Below are 19,794 nucleotides of genomic sequence, written 5' to 3'. Positions count from 1 at the left end.
GCGCTGCTATGAAGCATTATCTCGTAATGGGCAAGGGGGAAGCTTTCACTTCTTTTGTCCAAACACTATGCTGTGACAGTTTGCCTGCTTTTTGGGGAAGGAATCCCGGTGCCTTTTCATTGACAGCGGGGCCTTGCGACAAGACGATTCAGCGTTTTTTGCCCATCTCATTTGACGAGTGCTACCGCGATCAGGAATCCTTGCTGCTCTACCATTCCGTCTACATCTTTCCCGATGAGTGGGCGGAGGGACGCGACTTCATTACACTGTTCAAGCAGCTTGGCACCTGCCGGATTTTTGTGATGACGCAGGAACATCGGAACGCGATGTTATACAAGGCGCTCGGGGCGAATCACGTCATTGTGAGCCAGCCCGGGTATAAAGGCTACGGCTGGTTGGCCGAACAGATGAGTGGGTAAGAGAGGAATAGAAAAGGCTCCGCCTGCAAATGAAGGCGGAGCCGCGCTTTGTAAAATTAGCCTAATATTTTTTCGAGGTCCTTGTCCAATACATAAACCTCGATCCGTTCACCCATTTTCGTGCTGATATCACTATGGCTGGATAGTACCTTGCAGCTTGTCAGCTTTTCTACGATTTCTTCCGATTCTTCGCTGTACATCTCACGGAGAACCTCGCGCATTTCTTTGACGATGCGGCGACCTTTATCGTGACTGGACAGATGCTTTTCTTCGACGGTGAGAACACCTTTAAATCTGACGATGACCATATCACCGACGATGTAGGTCTTCGCTTCCTGTGGACCTCGTCCAATCAGATCGCGCTGAAATTTTATGAATGCTTCGCTGATTTCGGCTTCCAGCTTTTTTTTGTTAGAGATGGCCAAACGCCATACCTCCCATAATTTATCATTGTGCCTAATATTACTCAGCCGTCTTGGGGCTGTCAACCTACGAAAAAAGAGGGGGGAAACATTCCTGTGGTGATCGTCTCCATTTTTGCTGTTGGTATTTTTCTCTATTTGATCTATGCGTTATTGCATGTGGAGGAGCTATGAAACAATTGATAGGAAAGGCTCTACTTGATAGTTTTCGCAAGCTGAACCCGTTGGTCATGAAATCGAATCCCGTGCTGTTTGTCGTAGAGCTCGGGACGGTTCTGATTTTGCTGATGCTGTTGTTTCCGAAGTATTTTGGTACGGAGGATCAGGTAGGGTGGAATACAGTCGTTTTTTCCGTTTTATTATTCACGGTGTTGTTCGCGAATTTTGCTGAGGCATTGGCAGAAGGACGCGGGAAAGCACAAGCAGATACATTGCGAAGGGCCAAGCGGGATACGGAGGCCAAGCGACTCAAAGCCGATGGCAGTGTGCAGGTGATTTCATCTGGCGAACTGCGTAAAGGTGATCACGTCTTGGTCGAAACAGGAGATATCATCCCAGGAGATGGTGACATTATCGATGGCTTGGCCTCCATTGATGAATCTGCGATCACGGGCGAGTCGGCTCCGGTCATCAAAAGGGCGGGCAGCGACCAGACGTCTGTAACGGGTGGGACACGTGTCATTAGTGACTCTATTATCGTGAAAATTACGACGAACCCCGGGGACTCTTTTTTGGATCGGATGATTATGCTCATTGAAGGGGCCAAGCGTCAAAAAGCACCGAATGAAATTGCCTTGAATACAGTTCTTATCGTCTTTACGCTTATTTTTTTGATTGTCGTCGTCACGCTGGTTCCGATTGCTTCGTATGTGGGTATCGAGCTGGATATCTCCGTCTTGGTCGTTTTGCTCGTTTGTCTCATTCCGACCACGATTGGCGGTTTGTTATCGGCCATTGGCATTGCGGGGATGGATCGTGTCACCCGCTTTGGTGTCATCGCGATGTCGGGTAAGGCAGTAGAAGCGGCTGGTGATGTCAACACGATCATTTTGGACAAGACAGGCACGATCACGTATGGTAACCGACTGGCGGCAGAATTCGTTCCTGTAGCAGGAGTCGACCAGAGGGAGCTGATGGAAGTCGCTGTGCTCACTTCGCTGTTCGATGATACGCCAGAGGGAAGCTCCGTCATGATGCTCGCCCAAGCAAATCAGGTTGTCTGCGATGTCAAAGCGTACGAAGGAGAGATTATCCCGTTTACTGCTGAGGAGCGCATGAGCGGTTTGAATTACAAAGGCGTCCACTATCGAAAAGGAGCAGTTAGCGCCATTAGTGCCTATGTCAGGGAGCGGGGGGGCATGGTGCCACCAGATCTTGAAGAAAAAAGCGCGCGAATCTCGCTGCAAGGTGGTACTCCGCTCGCTGTATGCAAGGACAGTCAGGTTCTTGGCCTGATTTACTTGAAGGATACGGTGAAGCCCGGGATTCGCGAGCGTTTTGAAGAATTGCGGAAAATGGGCATTAGGACCGTCATGTGCACAGGCGACAATCCACTGACAGCGGCCACCATCGCCAAAGAAGCTGGGGTCGACGACTTTATTGCCGAGAGCAAGCCCGAGGACAAAATCAGAATCGTTCGGGAAGAGCAGGCACAAGGGAAAATGGTTGCGATGACCGGAGATGGCACGAATGATGCGCCAGCGCTGGCCCAAGCCGATGTAGGCATCGCGATGAACAGCGGGACAACGGCTGCGAAGGAAGCGGCCAACATGGTCGATCTCGATTCAGACCCGACGAAGATTTTGCAGGTCATTTCCATCGGGAAGCAGCTTCTCATGACCCGCGGTGCATTGACGACCTTTAGTATCGCGAACGACTTTTCCAAGTATTTTGCGATCATCCCTGCGATGCTGGTCGAGCAAGTGCCCGAGATGCAGCTTTTGAACATCATGAACCTGCAGTCTCCGTCCAGTGCTGTTCTATCCGCACTTTTATTCAATGCGATTATTATCCCACTCTTAATCCCGCTGGCATTGCGGGGAGTGCGCTATGTGCCCATGAATGCGAACCAGCTTCTCGTCCGGAACTTGTTGATTTACGGCGTAGGAGGAATCATTTTTCCGTTCATCGGAATCAAGCTGATTGATATGGGACTGCAACTGTTCTGGTAACCAAACAGCTATGAATGACATACGGAGGTGTACTCACGTGAACGTATCGTTGCGTTCCAAAATCATGTGCGGCTTTGTCGCTACGGCCCTGCTAATCGGAGTGCTGGGGCAGCTCTATTACACAAAGCTGGTTGAAATCAATACGCGCTATGATGCCAGTTTGGGACTTGGAGAAGAAGCAATCAGGCAAGTAGAAAAGAGTGTGCTTGAGGAGCTTTCCTACATTTATGTGACGAGTGTTGGGATGTTTGTTTTGATCATCGGATTGGGCTGGATCATCTCTGGAAAAATTAGCCGATCCATTCGTGTCATTGCCGATGCGACAGAAACAATGGCAGCAGGAGATTTGACAGGAGCAGAGATTCAGATCGCCACGCAGGATGAGGTGGGGCAGGTAGCGCAAGCGATTAACCAGATGGCGAGGAATTTACGCAATTTGATCGGGCAAATCAGTACGGGAGCGGATCATGTCGCGAATGCTTCTGAGGAGCTGGCGACGAATGCCTTGCAAGCAACGGAAAACAGCCGATCGGTTGTCGCAGCGATGCAAGAGCTGGTGGATGGAGCTGGGGAGCAAATGAAAGGCTCCGATCAAACCGTCGATTCGATGGAACGCGTAGAAGAAGCTGTGAAACAAATGGAGGAGTACGCGCAGCATGTCTTCGGATCAGCCAAAAGTGCCTCTGCGGCGGCCGAAACAGGAACGGAAGTCATCGCGAAAACCGTGCAGCAGATGGCAGACATTGCGGCTGCTTTTACTACGACAGAGAAAGCCGTGACGCAGCTGGGCACGCGATCAAGGGAGATTGAAGCGTGTGTGGCTATCATTAAGGCGATGGCGAATCAGACAAATCTTTTGGCGATCAATGCTGCGATTGAAGCGGCACGAGCGGGAGCGTCAGGCAAAGGCTTCGCCGTCGTAGCCGGTGAGGTGAGAAAGCTCGCAGATCAATCCAGGCAAGCGGCGGAGCAGATTGCCGACATGCTCGAACAGATGCGACAGGATGTTGCCCGGGCAGTAGGGTCTATTGAAGGAGGAAATACAGAGGTCGCTTCTGGCGTGACGGTCGTAAAGGAAGCAGGAGATGCTTTTGCAAAAATTAGTCTGGCGGTCCAGCAAGTATCCATGCACATTAACCAAGTCGCGACAGGTCTGGATCATACCTCGGGCAAAACGGTGACAGTGACAGCCCAAATGGGTCAGCTGGCACATATCGCGAAGGCGGCGTCTGAGCGGGCTGATCAAGTGGCACAAGCGGCCTATCAGCAAAACAGTGCGGTGGAGGCGTTTCGTGAGTGCCTTGATTCACTCAGCAAGCTGGCTCACCAGCAAAAAAGTTTGATTCGCAGATTCAAGACATAGGTGATGGGTATGGGACTATGGCTAGAGCAGCAACGGATCGAGAGGCAAAAACAAACGGCGCTAAAGCTGGCTGTTGCGGTTGCCGCGCTCATGCTTGTCATCGTCTTGTTGCTGCTCTTCTTGACGGAGGAAACGCGAGGAGGTGTATGGCTGGCTGGGTTAGTGCCTATCTTGATCATCACGGCTATCTGCTATCGCATGGCTCTGAGGTACGCATGTGATACGCATCAGCTGGAACAAACGTATTGGGAGAACGAGGAAAGGAAGATTCACTCGATATTGGAGAGCATCAAAGACGGTTATTACGAATTGGACGAGCGAGGTCGGTTTCTCGCTGTGAATCCTGCACTCTCTGAAATACTTGGAGCACCTGCGCATGAGTTGCTGGGAGCAAGCTATCAGGAGTATGTGGGCAAGCAAGATGCTTTGAAGCTAAAGCACGCGTTTCGGTGGGTGTCGCATACCGGGACGCCTGTCCAGCAAATTGACTGGGCGTTTGTCCAGCGTGACGGTCAGAGGCGCTTAGTGGAGGGCTCCATTGTGAAAATTAGCGAAAAATCGGGTGGTGTCACCGGGCTGCGCGGGATTATCCGCGACGTGACGGATCGCAGGCAGGCAGAGCAGACAATCAATCACATGGCGTACCACGATGCGCTGACTGATCTCCCGAACCGTCGACTTTTCGAGGCGGAGCTGACGATTGCGCTATCCCAGGCGAAGCAGCAAGGACAGATGATGGCGATCCTGTTTTTTGATTTGGATCGTTTTAAATACATCAACGACTCCTTGGGGCATTATTTCGGGGACTGCTTGCTCCAGTCGCTCTCTCATCGATTAAAGGAAAATGTCGGCACGACAGGCATACTGGCTCGCATGGGCGGAGATGAGTTTACGATGATCTTCCCTGCGATTTCTGACGAGACAGAGGTGATTGCGTTGGCAGATCGGATCATTGCGTCCTTGCAATCGCCGCTTCAGGTGGAGGATCGGGAATGCATTGTCACGACAAGTATCGGGATCAGTATTTTCCCGAGAGATGGAGAGGATACGCAAACCCTCATGAAGCATGCAGATGCCGCTATGTACAGTGCCAAAGAAAAGGGCAGGAATCGGTACAACCTGTACTCGTCTACGATGAGCCTTCATGCGGCGGAACGGCTGGCAGTCGAGCAGGAGCTGCGCAAGGCGTTGGAGCGCAATGAGTTTTGTCTGCATTATCAGCCGCAGCTCGATTGCAAAACAAATCAGGTGGTCGGGGTGGAGGCACTGCTCAGGTGGCGGCATCCTGAATGGGGTTTGGTCTCGCCAGCCGAATTTATCCCCTTGGCGGAAGAGACTGGCTTGATTGTGCCCATTGGGGAATGGGTGCTTCGAACGGCTTGTCAGCAAAACAAAGCATGGGCAGAAGCAGGCTATCCTTCCCTGCGCATAGCGGTGAATCTATCCGCCCGCCAATTTCAGCAGGAGAATTTGGTTGGCATGATCAAACAGGTGCTCCAAGAAACGCAGATGCAACCGCAATTTCTGGAGCTAGAGATTACAGAAAGTGCCGTCATGCAAAACGCCACGCATTTCATCGGAATCCTGCATGAGCTGAAAAATCTGGGGATATGGCTGTCCATCGACGATTTTGGGACAGGCTACTCCTCGCTAAGCTACTTGCGCGATTTTCCCATTAACCGCTTAAAGATCGATCGGTCGTTTGTGAATGATATTACAGAAAACGAAGATGCCGTCATCGCCAAGTCGATCATTGCCATGGCGCACAGCTTGCAAATGAACGTACTGGCGGAGGGGGTGGAAAACGAAGTTCAGCTGACCTTTTTGCGTGAGCAGCAGTGTGATGAAATGCAGGGCTACTACTGTAGTAAGCCATTACCTGCGGAGCAATTGGAAGAATGGATGCAGCAATCAGGCACGACTGCTCTCGCAGTATGGGGAAAATAAATGAAAAAAGGAGAGAAACGATGAAATATCATGATCGGATGAGGCCTGATAGGTTTAAATCGCTTACACGGATAAAGAACGCAAAAATCGTGTGAAAAAGACTGAAATAGGACATTAACATCCGATTATGCCGGACGTATAATGAGACTCGTAACCAACAATTGCAAATATGGCCAAATCCCGAGGCACTCGGGAACGGAGGACCCAATCAGTAGGGGTTAATCCCACGCATGAATCGTGGGAGGGATGAGAAACTCTTTCGCCATCCTACCCGTCAGCTAACTTCGTCGGCTAAAGCGAGGGAGGTCTAAAGACCGCCTGTTTGAGGAGGCCTTTTTGTTATCCATTGAGGGACGACAAGGGTTGACTCGAAACGTAATGCAGGTCTTTTCGTTTTGCTCAAAAACGGTCAATGACCGTTGTTACTTACAAGTAAATAACTGTTTTCGGAAAAAGGAAACGGGAGACAAAACGCAAAGAAGGCAACTTCAAGTCGGCTGGGCGTTAGGTAGACCAATGAGTACTTTTTCTCCGATACAAAGGATCGTTTTATTTGCCGCGGGATGCGGGCGACTTCGTTCGTCTGTCCATCTTCAGTTCGGTCAAATGCGGCGGTCTTTCGGGGAAATCGTAAGCATTGGTCTATTTTTTTCCCAAATGGCAGGTTTTTTCAAAAAAGGAAGCCTGTGCAGGGGGAAGCGAGAGAGACGAGTCGGCCAGACTTCACGGAATAGTTAGTACGGCAAAAAAGGAGGGACATTGCATGGACGTGGTTTCCATACTGCTCTTGGCGCTTTCATTCGGTGTATTTTTTGCACTCATCAAGTTTTGTGACGCCGTGGTAAGAGAACAGGGAGGGAAAGAGAAATGATCTGGTTGCTGCTGATTGTGGCAGGGCTTGCGATGTACCTGTGCCACGCATTGATTTACCCGGAAAAATACTAGGGGTTAGAATCATTCGTTTATTTGGAACCATTTTTTAGAGGGAGTAGGAGGAACTGTCGTGGACTTTTTACAAATAGCGTTGGTTTTGGTGGTGCTTTTCGTGCTCGCCATACCGATGGGAAAATATTTGGCACGCTCCTTTTCGCTGGAGACGACCCGATTGGACCGTGTTTTTGGCGGGGTGGAAAAAGCGATATACAAGCTGTCTGGCATTCGCGTAGCAGATATGACCTGGAAGCAGTACGCAATGGCTGTTCTGGTCAGCAACATTTCGATGGTAGCCATTGCCTATCTCTTGCTTCGTTTGCAAGGGATGCTGCCGGGAAACCCAAGTGGAATTACGGCGATGGAGCCGTTGCTTTCCTTTAACACGGCCGTCAGCTTTTTGACGAATACGAATCTTCAGCATTACAGCGGGGAGAGCGGACTGTCGTACCTGTCGCAAATGCTGGTCATTATTTACCTGATGTTTACGACGCCAGCGACAGGGATCGCGGTCGTGATGGCCTTCATGCGCGGGCTGACAGGGCAGCGCAGCATCGGTAACTACTACGTAGACCTAGTACGTGCTCATACACGTGTGTTGATTCCGCTGGCGATTGTCGTGACATTGCTCTTGGTGTCCCAAGGCGTGCCGCAGACAATGGAGCCGACGGCAACAGCGACAACTATTAGCGGAACGGAGCAACAAATCGCTCGCGGTCCGGTCGCTTCCCTCGTATCCATTAAGCATTTGGGAACAAACGGAGGCGGATTCTTCGGAGTAAACTCCGCGCATCCATTTGAAAACCCGACACCGCTAACAAACGTGATCGAAATTATGTCGATGTTTTTGATCCCGGCTTCACTGCCATTCACATTCGGCTTCTTGGCGAAGAGCCGCAAGCAAGGCTGGGTTATTTTTGGAGCGATGTTCGCGATGTTCCTGGCGTTCCTGGTCACGGCGTATGCCAATGAAGTAAACGGTAACCCGGCGCTGGAACGGGCTGGTCTGTCACAAGTAATGGGCAGCATGGAAGGAAAAGAAGTCCGTTTTGGTATCGCACAAAGCGCCTTGTTCACTGCCGTGACAACAGCGGCAACGACAGGAACCGTGAACAACATGCACGATACATTGACGCCACTTGGCGGTTTGGTTCCGCTCGGTGAAATGATGCTCAACTGCGTATTCGGCGGAGATGGCGTCGGAACGATTAACATTTTGATGTATGCGATTTTGGCTGTATTCTTGGCGGGCTTGATGGTAGGGCGTACGCCTGAATTCCTCGGCCGCAAGATCGAAGGAAAAGAGATGAAGCTGATCGCCATTGCGATTCTCGTTCATCCCCTGATTATTTTGGCGCCAACCGCTATTGCATTGGCGACAGAAATGGGATCATCCGCAGTGTCGAACCCAGGCTTCCACGGCATTTCACAAGTGCTGTACGAGTACACTTCTTCGGCAGCCAACAACGGTTCCGGTTTTGAAGGATTGGGAGACAACACACCTTTCTGGAACATTTCTACGGGACTCGTTATGCTGTTCGGTCGATATGTTTCGATCATTACGATGCTGGCGGTAGCAGGCTCCTTGCTCGCAAAAACGCCGGTACCAGAAACGATGGGTACACTGCGCACAGACAATAGTGTATTCACGGTGATTTTGATTGCGACTGTGGTAATCGTAGGCGCACTGACATTCCTGCCTGTGCTTGCTCTTGGCCCAATCGCTGAGTGGCTAACGATCCGTTAATTAGAGGAAGTTCAAAAAGTCGACTTTTGATCACGATGTAATCGTGGAAGCAAATTCGGCATCGAAAGTAGCGTTCACCTTCGAAGTCCGGTGCTCATGTAGGTCCCCTACACTCCGCTCCTCCTTCTTCAGGTTCTCGCCACTTTCTCGGTGCTGAAAAGCCGACTTTTTGAACAAATATCCATACTAGAGGCAAAGGAGTAATTTTCCATGAGTAGAACGCGCACGGTTGCGCTTCCTAAAGATTTGTACCAGCGGGCCTTTGTCGAGTCTTTCAAAAAACTGGACCCGCGTGTGATGATGAAAAATCCTGTCATGTTCGTGGTAGAGATCGGATTCTTCATTACGCTCCTCCTGACGTTTGCACCCAATTTATTTGGGGGAGCTTCGGACCCGTTTTTCAACGGCGTTGTCAGCTTTATCCTGTTCGTGACGATTTTGTTCGCCAACTTCGCAGAAGCCTTGGCAGAAGGGCGCGGCAAAGCACAGGCAGAGAGCTTGAAAAAAACGAAGCAGGACACGCAAGCAAAAAAAGTGGGGAAAGATGGACGCATTCAAGTCGTCAGTTCCACAGAACTGCGAAAAGGCGATCTGGTCATAGTGGAAGCAGGTGAGCTGATTCCATCCGACGGGGAAATCGTCGAGGGTGTCGCCTCTGTGGACGAATCTGCGATTACAGGTGAATCCGCTCCGGTCATTAAAGAAGCAGGTGGCGATTTTAGCTCCGTCACGGGAGGTACACGTGTCGTCAGTGACCGCATCCGCGTCCGCGTGACGACGGATCCCGGCGAATCGTTTTTGGATCGCATGATTTCGTTGGTAGAGGGCGCGAAAAGACAGAAGACCCCGAATGAAATCGCGTTGAATACGCTGTTGGTCAGCTTGACGTTGATTTTCCTGATCGTCTGCACGACCTTGCAGCCTATTGCGAACTATGTGAATGCAGCCATTCCGGTTGCGACACTGATTGCTTTGCTCGTTTGCTTGATTCCGACCACGATTGGCGGACTCTTGTCAGCGATTGGGATTGCGGGTATGGACCGGGTCACACAGTTTAACGTCATCGCCATGTCTGGTAAAGCCGTAGAGGCATCCGGTGACATCAACACGATTATTTTGGATAAAACGGGAACGATCACGCATGGTAACCGGATGGCTGCTGAGTTTGTCACTGTAGGCGACAGCAAAAGCACAGAATTGAACCGTGTAGCTGCACAAAGCTCCATCCATGACGAAACACCGGAAGGACGCTCTGTTGTAGAGCTGGCGAAAAAACAAGGTCTGGCATCTGCTGAACTGGTATTGCCTGGTTCCGAGGGTGTGGAGTTCCGCGCTGAAACAAGAATGAGCGGGACGAATCTGGCAAGCGGCGTCCTCATTCGCAAAGGGGCCGTCGATGCCATCAAAAAATATGTAACAGAGCAAGGGGGCAACATCCCTGCTGACTTGGATGAAAAAGCAAACCGGATTGCAACGGCGGGCGGCACACCGTTGGCTGTAGCAGAAGGAAATACGATCCTCGGTTTGATCTATTTGAAAGATACTGTGAAGCCGGGCATGCGCGAACGTTTTGAAGAGCTGCGCCGCATGGGTATCCGCACAGTGATGTGCACGGGAGATAACCCGCTGACAGCAGCGACGATTGCCCGCGAAGCAGGTGTGGACGATTTCGTAGCGGAAGCCAAGCCGGAAGATAAGATTGCACTGATCCGCAAAGAACAAGCGGCAGGCAAACTGGTCGCCATGACAGGTGACGGTACGAATGACGCGCCAGCTCTCGCACAAGCCGATGTCGGTTTGGCGATGAACACGGGTACGGTAGCGGCGAAGGAAGCAGCGAACATGGTCGATCTGGATTCGGACCCGACCAAGATCATCGAGGTTGTGGCGATTGGCAAGCAGCTTTTGATGACACGCGGTGCATTGACGACGTTCAGTATCGCCAATGACGTAGCGAAATACTTTGCGATCATTCCTGCGATGTTCATGCTGGCGATCCCACAAATGAGTGCGCTCAACATCATGGGTCTGGCTACACCGCAAAGTGCGATTCTGTCCGCGTTGATCTTCAATGCGATCATCATCCCGATCCTGATTCCGTTGGCGATGAAAGGCGTGAAATACACGCCAATGAGCGCGACAAAGCTGCTTAGCCGCAACCTGGTGATCTATGGCTTGGGAGGAATTATCGTTCCGTTCGTGGGCATCAAGCTGATTGACTTGATTTTGGTCGGATTGAATCTGGTGTAACTCATATTGAAAAAAGAAAGCTCAGGTGAACCGATATGATATTGAAAAATTTGCGTCTCAGCCTCGTTTTGCTGCTGATTTGCGGCATTGCCTACCCGCTGGCGATGACAGGGGTTGCACAGGTTATCATGCCTGCGCAAGCAAGTGGTAGTCTCATCACCGATGCGAGCGGCAAGGTGGTCGGCTCCGAGATGATTGGGCAAACCTTCACCGATCCGAAGTACTTCTGGGGACGCATTTCTTCTATTGATAATAATGCGGCAGGCTCTGGTTCGAACAACTACGCGGCATCCAACCCGGCCCTGATCGAACGTACACAAAAGGATATCGCCGCATTTCTAGCAGCGAATCCTGACGTGAAGCAGGAAGACATCCCGGCTGATTTGCTGACCAATTCCGCTTCCGGTTTGGACCCGCATATCTCGCCAAAAGCTGCCCAGATACAAGTAGCGCGTGTAGCCAAGGCGCGCAATCTCGAACCGGTACAACTACAGGCACTGATTGAAGCCAATACAGACGGAAGAAGCTTGGGTGTTTTTGGGGAGCCGCGTGTCAATGTGGTGAAGCTAAATTTGGCCTTGGACGAATTGAAGAAGTAAAGATAGAAGGAGGGCTGCGAGATGGTAGAGCAGTTTCGGCGAAAGTCCCCGGAGGAAATCTTGCAGTCCATCTCCAGAATGCACCGGGGCAGGCTGAAAATCATTCTGGGGGCAGTCAGTGGTTCAGGGAAAACCTATCATCTGCTAATGGAAGGGCAGACGCTTAAGAAAAAAGGGATTGATGTGGTTGTAGCTGGCTCAGGTGAGGCCACTCATCCCAAGCTGGCGCAAAAGCGGGAGGGCTTGGAACAAATCCAGCCAATCATCTGGTATTCTCTCGGGGAAGCGAGACATGATCTGGACGTTGCAGCCATTATCGAACGAGATCCGGAAGTCGTGCTCGTAGACGGTTTGGCTCATCGCAATCGTCCAGATGCCCCGCGACCAACCAGCTTGGACGATGTTCAGTATTTGCTGAACCACAATATTAGTGTGATAGCGACGGTCAACATTTACGAATTGGCCGGGATGAAAGAGATGGCAGAGCGACTGACGAAGGCAGAGGTACGGATCGACCAGTGTGTCCCGGAAGATACGCTTGCCATGGCAGACGAGGTGAAGCTGCTCGATGTTACGCCAGAAGCCATCCTGAAACGGCTGCAAGAAGACGATCGCAACCCGACTCGAACCAAGCATCCGTTGTTTCGCAGAGACAATCTGCATATGCTGCGGGAACTCGCGCTGCGTTTTGTTGCTACGGGCGTAAACGAGGATTTGGAGGACTATCGGGAGAAGCACGGCATGGTGGGGGCTTCAGGAGCCACAGAGAAGGTGCTGGTTTCTGCCCAGTATCATTGGAACGGCTCGATATTGGTTCGGCGCGGACAACAGGTTGCCAAGAGACTCGGCGGAGAGCTCTTGGTCGTCTGTTTTCTCCCTTTATCTAAGAAGTTGACGAAGGAAGAAGCGACTTTTAAGAGATCCATCGGAAAGCTCGTGGACAAAGTCGGAGGTACCTTTGAAGAGCAGATGCTTGCACGTGAAAAAGACGTAGCAAACGAGCTCGTCGCTTATGCGATGGAGAATAATGTGACCCGAATCGTCATGGGGCAGTCCAAGCGTACGCGCTGGGAAGAGATATGGTATGGCTCCATCGTTCATAAGATTCTTCGACAAACGAAAAATATCGATATCTTGATCGTGGCAGATCGTTCTGAGCGGGACGGTGAGCGCGTCATGCCGACCAAGCGAGAACAAGCGGTAACGGCCAATCCGTACCGACGCCTCTCCGATGAGGAGATGCAGGAGGAAATCGGGAAAATCAAGCGTGGGACGCTAAAAGTATATGTAGGAGCCGCACCTGGTGTCGGCAAGACGTACACAATGCTGAGAGAAGGAAACGAGCTCGCCGAAATTGGCATTGACGTGGTGATTGGGCTTTTGGAAACGCATGGACGAAAAGAAACCATTGAGCAGGTAGGGGGACTTCCTCTTATCCCGCGCAAGCGCATTCCATACAAAAACGTGACGCTCGAAGAAATGGACACGGACGAAATTATTCGGCGAAATCCGGAGGTCGTATTGGTAGATGAGCTGGCACATACGAATGTGCCGGGGAGTGCCTATGAGAAGCGATATCACGATGTCGAGAAGATTTTGGCTGCGGGTATTTCCGTCATATCCACGATGAATATTCAGCACCTCGAGAGCTTGAACGACAGCGTCGAGCAAATCACGGGAATCCGCGTGCGAGAGACGGTGCCGGACCATATTCTGCATCAGGCAGATGAGGTAGAGCTGATTGATATTTCACCGAAAGCACTACGTCAGCGGATGCGAGAGGGCAATATTTACGCGATGGAAAAGGTGGAGCAGTCGCTGACCAACTTTTTCAAAACAGGGAATTTGATCGCATTAAGAGAGCTGGCCTTGCGTGAAGTTGCTGACGATGTCGATGAACGCTTGGAGGCGTGGGAGCGACGAACGTTGCGCGGGCCTTGGCGGCAGCAGGAAGTCATTTTTGTCTGTGTGAATTTGCGCGCAGACAGTGAACGATTGATTCGCCGAGGGTTCCGCATTGCCTATCGGCTGAAGGCGTCCTGGCATGTCGCTTACGTGCAGGATCATCCGTCGCTGACAGAAGAGGAAGAGACACAGCTGGCGAAGCTGAAAGCACTAACAGAGCGGCTCGGAGGTCGTTTCGAACGATACGAAGCCCCTTCCCGACGCAAGGTTTTCACCAAGCTGGTCTTGCATATGAACGAAAAAGGAACGACACAGGTCGTCATCGGGCAGTCGGCGCGGACTCGCTGGAAAGAAATTCTCGAGGGTTCGGTCATCCAGCGATTATTGCGGGAGGTCCGACACATGGATGTGCTGGTCGTGGCCGATCACGCACCCGATATGATGTGAGGGAGGTTAATGATGGGCACAGAAAAAGAAGGGCAATGGGACCAAAGTGTGGCAGACGCCTATAGCCGTTTGGAGTGCCTGATACTAGAGCCAACTACGGAGGCAGATTTGTTTTCCAGGCTGATACGGGTCTACCTGGAGGAAGAAGAGGTGCGCATACGGCAAAAGCTAAAGCGCAAATCCTCACAGCGAATCTCTCGCGTCATGCATGAGCGGGTGGGTGAGTTTTTGTCTGGGCAATTAGCCGGGCTTTCGTTTCAAGTGATTGACGGTCTGTTGTTTATGAAAAAAGACGAACAACTGGTAGGAGCACTCAAATGCATCCCTGATCTCGGCAGCTACGATACGCCGTCTTGGAATGCGACACTTGCCCGTTTTGCCAAACAGTATCAGAAGCGATTCAAGCTGGCGCCAGAGAAGCTGTTGTTCGTTGTCTGCTCGCTCGCAAAAAGCTTGGATGCAGCCCATGCCAAGGCGTTGACCGGAATTGACGTGTGGTGTGGCGCGGCACTAACCACTCCAGCCTATCGGGATGCGTTGCAAGTGTATGTCAACAAATATGTAGAAGTCATGGACGCACTCCCGCAACCTGTAAACCAAGTGTATTTCTTAAGTGCAGATGTCCATCCGAATGCGCTTGCTTGCCAATTGCTACGCGGGGAAAAAGCATCCATGCCAGATCGTTGGTTACAGCCGTCTGTCAGTGATCTCATCCAATTATTGCAAACGAAGCTGTGATATACTTTTAGGGATGTTCATACGATGAAATTCCTTGGGAGGGACTGTTTATAAACGTAAAAGTGGCTGGTATCCCGCATTTCACAGGAGCATATGTCTCTGGTACAGAATTAGCTCCGGACGCGCTTCGTACAGCAGGATTGATCGAGCAGTTGCAGCAGCATGGCTTGGATGTGCAGGATGTAGGTAATCTGCATCTTCCCGATGATTTGCCGCGCCATAATATTCCACCGGTTCGTAATTGGCCGGCTCCTCGTATGCTTTGGGATGTGCTGCAAAAGGACGCGCAAGAGTGGCTCGATACAGACGACTTTGTCTTGATGCTCGGCGGCGATTGCAGTTTGGTCGTTGCAACGGCGCAGGCTCATCGGGCTATTCATCAAGAGAAAGCGTATCTGCTGGTGCTTGACGGTCATCTGGATGCAGTAGTGCCATCGGCTTCCCGCTGTATTGGGGCAGCAGGGATGGGATTGTGGTTTTTACTTCAGGATCGCGGACAATGGATCGAACCAAGCGGCTGGGATGCAGAGCGAATCCGCCTGGTCGGCTGTCAGCAGATGCCTGCGGAGACGTTTGGCGTAGAGATCATGACCTTGGCTCAGCTCACAGAAGGAAGCATAGAGGAGCGAGTCTCTCATATGCTCCAATCGATCCCGCCGGACGCGAAAATCCTCGTTCATTTCGACGTAGATATCATGCACAAAGACGCGATGGCAGCTGCCTATTCGCCAAGTGAGATGGGGTTGTCGCTGTCCGAAGCAGAGGCATTACTGGAAACTGTCTTGCGAGATTCGCGCGTGACAAGTATGGAAGTGACGGAATTCTCAGGGGCAAGGGATACCACTGGCGAGTATGCAAGGAAACTGGTAGAGTTGCTCGCTCAGGCACTAGCTGCACGTGCGTAAAGCCCTCCCATCTATGAAATCAATTCGATAGAAAGTGAGCTCGGTAATCCTGATTCGTTCAGGCTGTCGGGCTCTTTTTTTGCGTGCTCCTCGTGAACCGAACGATTGTTTCTCGTGAATATAAAGTGAATCTAGGAAAACAAGGAGTGGAGCAGTTATGAAAAAGATGGCGTTATGTGTGGCAGCATTGGCAGTCGTTGTATCAACGGGAATCCTCGTGTCCCCGGCGTTTTTCACAAGTAGTCCGGCAGTAATGGTGAATGCAGCACCGTCTGTGAATACTAGCTTGTTTGTCTCGCAAAAGGCTGGAGATCCTGGAATTTTGCAAGCCGTTCAAAATGGATTTGCCCAGCGGCTTGATCTGAAAGTGACCGATCAAGGCTTTACCTTGGAAGCAAAAGAGGTTCTGGCAGACCCGCTTCGCATCAGTATCATCGCCGGGGTAAAAGACAAAGACGGCAAGGCAACAGATGTGTATTGGGATAATTTCCACGCCCCCACCCATGAATATCAAGAAATCACGATCAAGGATAAAGCGGGCAAGGTTTTACATAGCTCATCCCCCAATCAAGTGTCGTGGAAAACAAACCAGATAGGCGATTATATCCTGTTTGAACACGAGCTCAGAAGCTATTTTGACGATGGGAACAAGCTGCCGGACGAGCTGGTCGTAGAGTTCCACATGAAAAAGATGGGCAGTACCAAAGGCAACTGGCAGCTGTCAGTACCCGTGAACTTGAAAAAAGCAAAAGCTGCGACCAAAACAGTGGCTGTCAATCAGTCCTATACCTCTCCCCAAGGATTTCAGTTCGATTTGCGAGAGATTACCTTTGCACCGAGTGGAACAGAAGTGGTGATTGATTCGAATAACAAGGACTTCAGCTATCAGCTTGTCAATGAAAAGGGAGTCGTCCTTGGCGCATGGGACTCTGCAGTCGCTATCCATGATGAGAGCATTCAGAAAAACGTAATCAATACGATGAAATGGCGCGAGTCTGCTCCAGTGGAAAAAGGGCTGCGACAATTTCATTACTTCCACGACCTGAAAGAATCGAATGGTCTAACCTTTAAGCTGCATGCTGTTTATACAGAGGAAGAGCCAGGATTCAGCGTAAAACTGGACCCTGCCAGTGTGGGAGCAAAACCAGTTACAGCAGAAAAGAATGGGACTCGCTTCACGTTTCACAAGGTATCTAATGGAAGCAGAGAGGATCGCGACAACATCGAGTTTGAGGGGACGCTAGCGGAAGGAGTTGTGGGAATCTTCCCGTTTGATACATGGTACGTGACGGACGAAAAGGGCAAAAAGTACAGTGCGGTATACCATGTCGAGGAATCCGCCAATCAAAATGGACGGATGAAAGTAAGCGGGAATTTGGAAATCGAGGAGATGAAATTCTTGCCGAAGCAAATGACGATCACCTTTGACAGTATGTTGAAGGAGCATCGCGATGTGAGCTTTGCGGTACCTTTTTTGACAGGAAAATAAAATTTTCCAAAATAACGAGAAAGGATTTTCCAGCCCGTGCGTATTAGTTGTGAATCAACCAAAACGGAAGCTGCGCAGCATTCCCCAAAGGCTGGTCGGTTATAGATGGAGGAGTAGTAGAAATGCCGGACGATCGGGAATTGATCGAGCAAATCCTGGCTGGCAATCATCAGCTGTACAGTCAGATTATCGACAGGTACAAGGGCAAGATCGTTACTTACTTGTACAAAATGATCGGTAACATGCCTGACGCACAGGATTTGGCTCAAGACGTGTTTACCAAAACCTTTTACCTATTGAAAGACTATCGGCCTGAGCACAAGTTTTCTTCATGGCTGTATCGAATCGCGAGCAATCATTGTCTCGATGAAATAAGAAGACGCAAAAGGACAGAGCAGACCGCAATCGTAGAGGATCATATCGTTGATCCAGAGACACCAGAAACCGCCCTGTTAAAAAAGGAGCGAGACGCCCAGGTGGAACGAAGTATCATGCTGCTCGATGAGGAGTATCGCGAGGTGTTCGTCCTGCATTACTTGAAGCGTCTGTCGTATCGGGAAATCAGTGAGCGACTGTCTCTTACGGAGAGCGCTGTTCAAATGCGTTTGTTCCGTGCTCGTAAAGAGATGAAAAAAAGCCTGACGAAAACGATGGGAGGGGGAGATGTTTATGACATGCTTCATGTTTAATCAATGGAAGCTCTATGAAAACGGTGACCTCCCCCCTGCCGAAAGCAAAGGATTGGAGCAGCATGCAGAACAATGCCCACAATGCCAAAGAAAGCTGCAAGAGTGGGTAGATCACATGCTGGAAGAGGAATTCTCCGCCTATCCGGAAGTTCCTGTACCCGATACGTTTACGGATGAGGTCATGAGTAAACTGTTCGAAGAGGTTCCCGTACGTACGGAACGAAAGCGCTCCTCCCGAACCAGAAGACAAAGGGGCTGGGATATTGTGAAGAAGACAGGACTGGTAGTAGCAGGACTTACCGCGTTGGTGGTGACAGGAACCGTCGTATCACCGACGTTTGCGAATTATGTGCATAGCTTGTTCCAGATTGAAAAGGATGCGGATAGCGGCATGAAAAATGCTGTTAATAAAGGCCTTGTCCAAAAGCTGGAGCAGAAGGTAACCGATCAAGGGATTACTTTCGAAGCAAAAGAACTGATGGCTGACTCGATGCGGATTGCGGTCATCTATGATATGTACGACCAGAATGGAAAGCAGATAGAAGACCACTTTATGAAGTTTCAGTTAATTGATTCGAACGGAAAAGATTGGTTGGCGGAGGATGGAAGAGAGGAGTCCGGGAATAATCATGGACAGTTTTTCATCACTGAGGTGGGCCTGAACGATATTTTCGAATCGGCGGAGGCTACTCCTGAACAACTGACTTTGAAAATTGTACCAACAGACATCGAAGGCAAGACAGGGAAGTGGGACTTGGAAATTCCGGTCGATATGAAGAAAGCGAAAGAAGCGACCAAGACGGTTGCGTTCAAAGACGCCGTGTACCAATCACCACAAGGGCTTGAGCTTAAACTGAAACAAATCGAATTCTCCCCAAGTGCGACACGGGTTATGCTGAATTCAACGGTTCCAAAATCAGCTTATGTAGAGTTTGAACGGGCAGTGGTAAATTATGACGAGGATTATCCGAGAGGCTCCCACACCACAATCAAAAAAGTCGAACCTACGGTATCAGGAAATAATATCGCGTTCGAAATTACCAACGAGAAAGGTGAGGTCGTGGCAGCTCGGGATATGTTTCTATTAGATGAAGGAATTGTGAAAGCGAAGAATGTTCTTTACGTCGCTGGATGGAATAGTAGACGAGAAGGCGATATCACGAAGTGGTGGCATACATTTGGCCCGCTACAGGGTGAACAAAAGTTAAAGTTTCAGCTCCAAAAAGTTTATGAGAACAAACTGGCTTCTCCCAAATTCGACCTCATTCCAGAAGACTTAAACAAGAAGGCAGCGACTTTCAAGGATGAGACAGGCAGTTCGTGTACATTCTCCTCTTTTTCGTGGACACCTGCTAGCGGGGAGGAAAAAGGTGAGGCTGTGATAACTGTAGAGGGTACACTAGGAAAAGACGTGGTCTCCATCAAATATTGGTATGTAAAGGATGAGGATGGGAAGATTTACTATGCGACATTGAGATCAGAAAGCACTAGAGACAAAGATGGACGCGTACTGGTCAAAGGAGAGCTGGTCATTCCGGAATTGGAGCAAGCACCGAAAAAGCTTACCATTTCCTATCCTGAATATACAGTGGAGCACGACGTGAATTGGGAAGTACCGTTTGAAATCAAATAGTTCGAATGAGAGAAGAGGCTGAAAAAGCCTCTTCTTTTCGCGTTTAATCAAAATGTTTTTGGTAATTTAAAGAATTTATTCAAATAAGAGAAAGGTTTTTCCAGCCAATCCGTATTAGCTTATGAATCAACCAAAACGGA

15 protein-coding genes and 1 riboswitch are annotated in these 19,794 nt (G+C 50.3%); of the genes, 14 read left to right on the top strand and 1 reads right to left on the bottom strand.

Going from position 1 to position 19,794, the window contains the following annotated elements; translation table 11 throughout:
* Positions 1-8 precede the first annotated feature (8 nt).
* The gene (locus POF51_RS27805) at positions 9-419 is read left to right on the top strand and encodes a hypothetical protein (RefSeq protein ID WP_069851935.1); all 411 of its coding nucleotides are present in this window, start codon (positions 9-11) and stop codon (positions 417-419) included.
* Positions 420-475: 56 nt separating this feature from the next.
* Here the strand turns inward: POF51_RS27805 and POF51_RS27800 are convergent, their stop codons facing one another.
* Positions 476-844, bottom strand: a complete 369-nt coding sequence (locus POF51_RS27800; protein ID WP_017247174.1) for a DUF2294 domain-containing protein — start codon at positions 842-844, stop codon at positions 476-478.
* Positions 845-1,011: 167 nt separating this feature from the next.
* Here POF51_RS27800 and kdpB (POF51_RS27795) point away from each other — a divergent pair, with 167 nt between their 5' ends.
* The 13 genes from kdpB (POF51_RS27795) (at position 1,012) to POF51_RS27740 (ending at position 19,654) form a co-directional block, all read left to right on the top strand.
* Positions 1,012-3,012 (top strand): potassium-transporting ATPase subunit KdpB, encoded by a 2,001-nt coding sequence (kdpB, locus tag POF51_RS27795; RefSeq protein WP_069851937.1) that lies wholly within the window; start codon positions 1,012-1,014, stop codon positions 3,010-3,012.
* A gap of 37 nt (positions 3,013-3,049) precedes the next feature.
* Positions 3,050-4,375 carry a methyl-accepting chemotaxis protein gene (locus tag POF51_RS27790; RefSeq protein WP_069851939.1) on the top strand — a complete coding sequence of 442 codons (1,326 nt, stop codon included), beginning with the start codon at positions 3,050-3,052 and terminating at the stop codon, positions 4,373-4,375.
* 9 nt (positions 4,376-4,384) lie between these two features.
* Positions 4,385-6,322 (top strand): putative bifunctional diguanylate cyclase/phosphodiesterase, encoded by a 1,938-nt coding sequence (locus POF51_RS27785; RefSeq protein ID WP_271756523.1) that lies wholly within the window; start codon positions 4,385-4,387, stop codon positions 6,320-6,322.
* 161 nt (positions 6,323-6,483) lie between these two features.
* A riboswitch (cyclic di-AMP (ydaO/yuaA leader) is annotated at positions 6,484-6,630 on the top strand.
* A 559-nt stretch (positions 6,631-7,189) separates the two neighbouring features.
* The gene (gene kdpF, locus POF51_RS32240; RefSeq protein WP_111914364.1) at positions 7,190-7,267 is read left to right on the top strand and encodes a K(+)-transporting ATPase subunit F; all 78 of its coding nucleotides are present in this window, start codon (positions 7,190-7,192) and stop codon (positions 7,265-7,267) included.
* Between the two features lie 58 nt (positions 7,268-7,325).
* Positions 7,326-8,999, top strand: coding sequence for a potassium-transporting ATPase subunit KdpA (gene kdpA / locus POF51_RS27780; RefSeq protein WP_271756522.1), 1,674 nt, complete (start codon positions 7,326-7,328; stop codon positions 8,997-8,999).
* Positions 9,000-9,209: 210 nt separating this feature from the next.
* Positions 9,210-11,249, top strand: a complete 2,040-nt coding sequence (kdpB, locus tag POF51_RS27775) for a potassium-transporting ATPase subunit KdpB (protein WP_069851945.1) — start codon at positions 9,210-9,212, stop codon at positions 11,247-11,249.
* Between the two features lie 35 nt (positions 11,250-11,284).
* Positions 11,285-11,848 carry a potassium-transporting ATPase subunit KdpC gene (gene kdpC, locus POF51_RS27770; RefSeq protein WP_069851947.1) on the top strand — a complete coding sequence of 188 codons (564 nt, stop codon included), beginning with the start codon at positions 11,285-11,287 and terminating at the stop codon, positions 11,846-11,848.
* Between the two features lie 21 nt (positions 11,849-11,869).
* Complete coding sequence (locus POF51_RS27765; RefSeq protein ID WP_069851949.1) at positions 11,870-14,200, top strand: universal stress protein; 2,331 nt, start codon at positions 11,870-11,872, stop codon at positions 14,198-14,200.
* 12 nt (positions 14,201-14,212) lie between these two features.
* Complete coding sequence (locus POF51_RS27760) at positions 14,213-14,938, top strand: hypothetical protein (protein WP_017247184.1); 726 nt, start codon at positions 14,213-14,215, stop codon at positions 14,936-14,938.
* A gap of 62 nt (positions 14,939-15,000) precedes the next feature.
* Positions 15,001-15,843 (top strand): arginase family protein, encoded by an 843-nt coding sequence (locus tag POF51_RS27755; protein WP_069851951.1) that lies wholly within the window; start codon positions 15,001-15,003, stop codon positions 15,841-15,843.
* Between the two features lie 157 nt (positions 15,844-16,000).
* Positions 16,001-17,332 carry a DUF4179 domain-containing protein gene (locus tag POF51_RS27750; RefSeq protein ID WP_069851953.1) on the top strand — a complete coding sequence of 444 codons (1,332 nt, stop codon included), beginning with the start codon at positions 16,001-16,003 and terminating at the stop codon, positions 17,330-17,332.
* Positions 17,333-17,454: 122 nt separating this feature from the next.
* Complete coding sequence (locus POF51_RS27745; RefSeq protein ID WP_069851955.1) at positions 17,455-18,021, top strand: RNA polymerase sigma factor; 567 nt, start codon at positions 17,455-17,457, stop codon at positions 18,019-18,021.
* On the top strand, positions 18,002-19,654 hold the full coding sequence (locus POF51_RS27740; RefSeq protein WP_069851957.1) for a DUF4179 domain-containing protein: 1,653 nt from the start codon (positions 18,002-18,004) through the stop codon (positions 19,652-19,654). The genes POF51_RS27745 and POF51_RS27740 overlap by 20 nt, the downstream gene beginning before the upstream one ends.
* The last annotated feature ends 140 nt before the right edge of the window (positions 19,655-19,794 follow it).

It is taken from the genome of Brevibacillus sp. AG (assembly GCF_028369215.1).
Classification (GTDB): Bacteria; Bacillota; Bacilli; order Brevibacillales; family Brevibacillaceae; genus Brevibacillus; species Brevibacillus porteri.
The sequence above is the reverse complement of the archived record's forward strand: the minus strand, read 5'-3'. Positions and strand labels throughout refer to the sequence as shown.

Excerpts from the sequence above, each read along its gene's own strand:
- POF51_RS27805 (WP_069851935.1), top strand. The coding sequence starts at position 9 with ATGAAGCATTATCTCGTAATGGGCAAGGGGGAAGCTTTCACTTCTTTT.
- kdpB (WP_069851937.1), top strand. The coding sequence starts at position 1,012 with ATGAAACAATTGATAGGAAAGGCTCTACTTGATAGTTTTCGCAAGCTG.
- POF51_RS27785 (WP_271756523.1), top strand. The coding sequence starts at position 4,385 with ATGGGACTATGGCTAGAGCAGCAACGGATCGAGAGGCAAAAACAAACG.
- kdpF (WP_111914364.1), top strand. The coding sequence starts at position 7,190 with ATGATCTGGTTGCTGCTGATTGTGGCAGGGCTTGCGATGTACCTGTGC.
- kdpB (WP_069851945.1), top strand. The coding sequence starts at position 9,210 with ATGAGTAGAACGCGCACGGTTGCGCTTCCTAAAGATTTGTACCAGCGG.
- kdpC (WP_069851947.1), top strand. The coding sequence starts at position 11,285 with ATGATATTGAAAAATTTGCGTCTCAGCCTCGTTTTGCTGCTGATTTGC.
- POF51_RS27765 (WP_069851949.1), top strand. The coding sequence starts at position 11,870 with ATGGTAGAGCAGTTTCGGCGAAAGTCCCCGGAGGAAATCTTGCAGTCC.
- POF51_RS27760 (WP_017247184.1), top strand. The coding sequence starts at position 14,213 with ATGGGCACAGAAAAAGAAGGGCAATGGGACCAAAGTGTGGCAGACGCC.
- POF51_RS27750 (WP_069851953.1), top strand. The coding sequence starts at position 16,001 with ATGAAAAAGATGGCGTTATGTGTGGCAGCATTGGCAGTCGTTGTATCA.
- POF51_RS27745 (WP_069851955.1), top strand. The coding sequence starts at position 17,455 with ATGCCGGACGATCGGGAATTGATCGAGCAAATCCTGGCTGGCAATCAT.
- POF51_RS27740 (WP_069851957.1), top strand. The coding sequence starts at position 18,002 with ATGACATGCTTCATGTTTAATCAATGGAAGCTCTATGAAAACGGTGAC.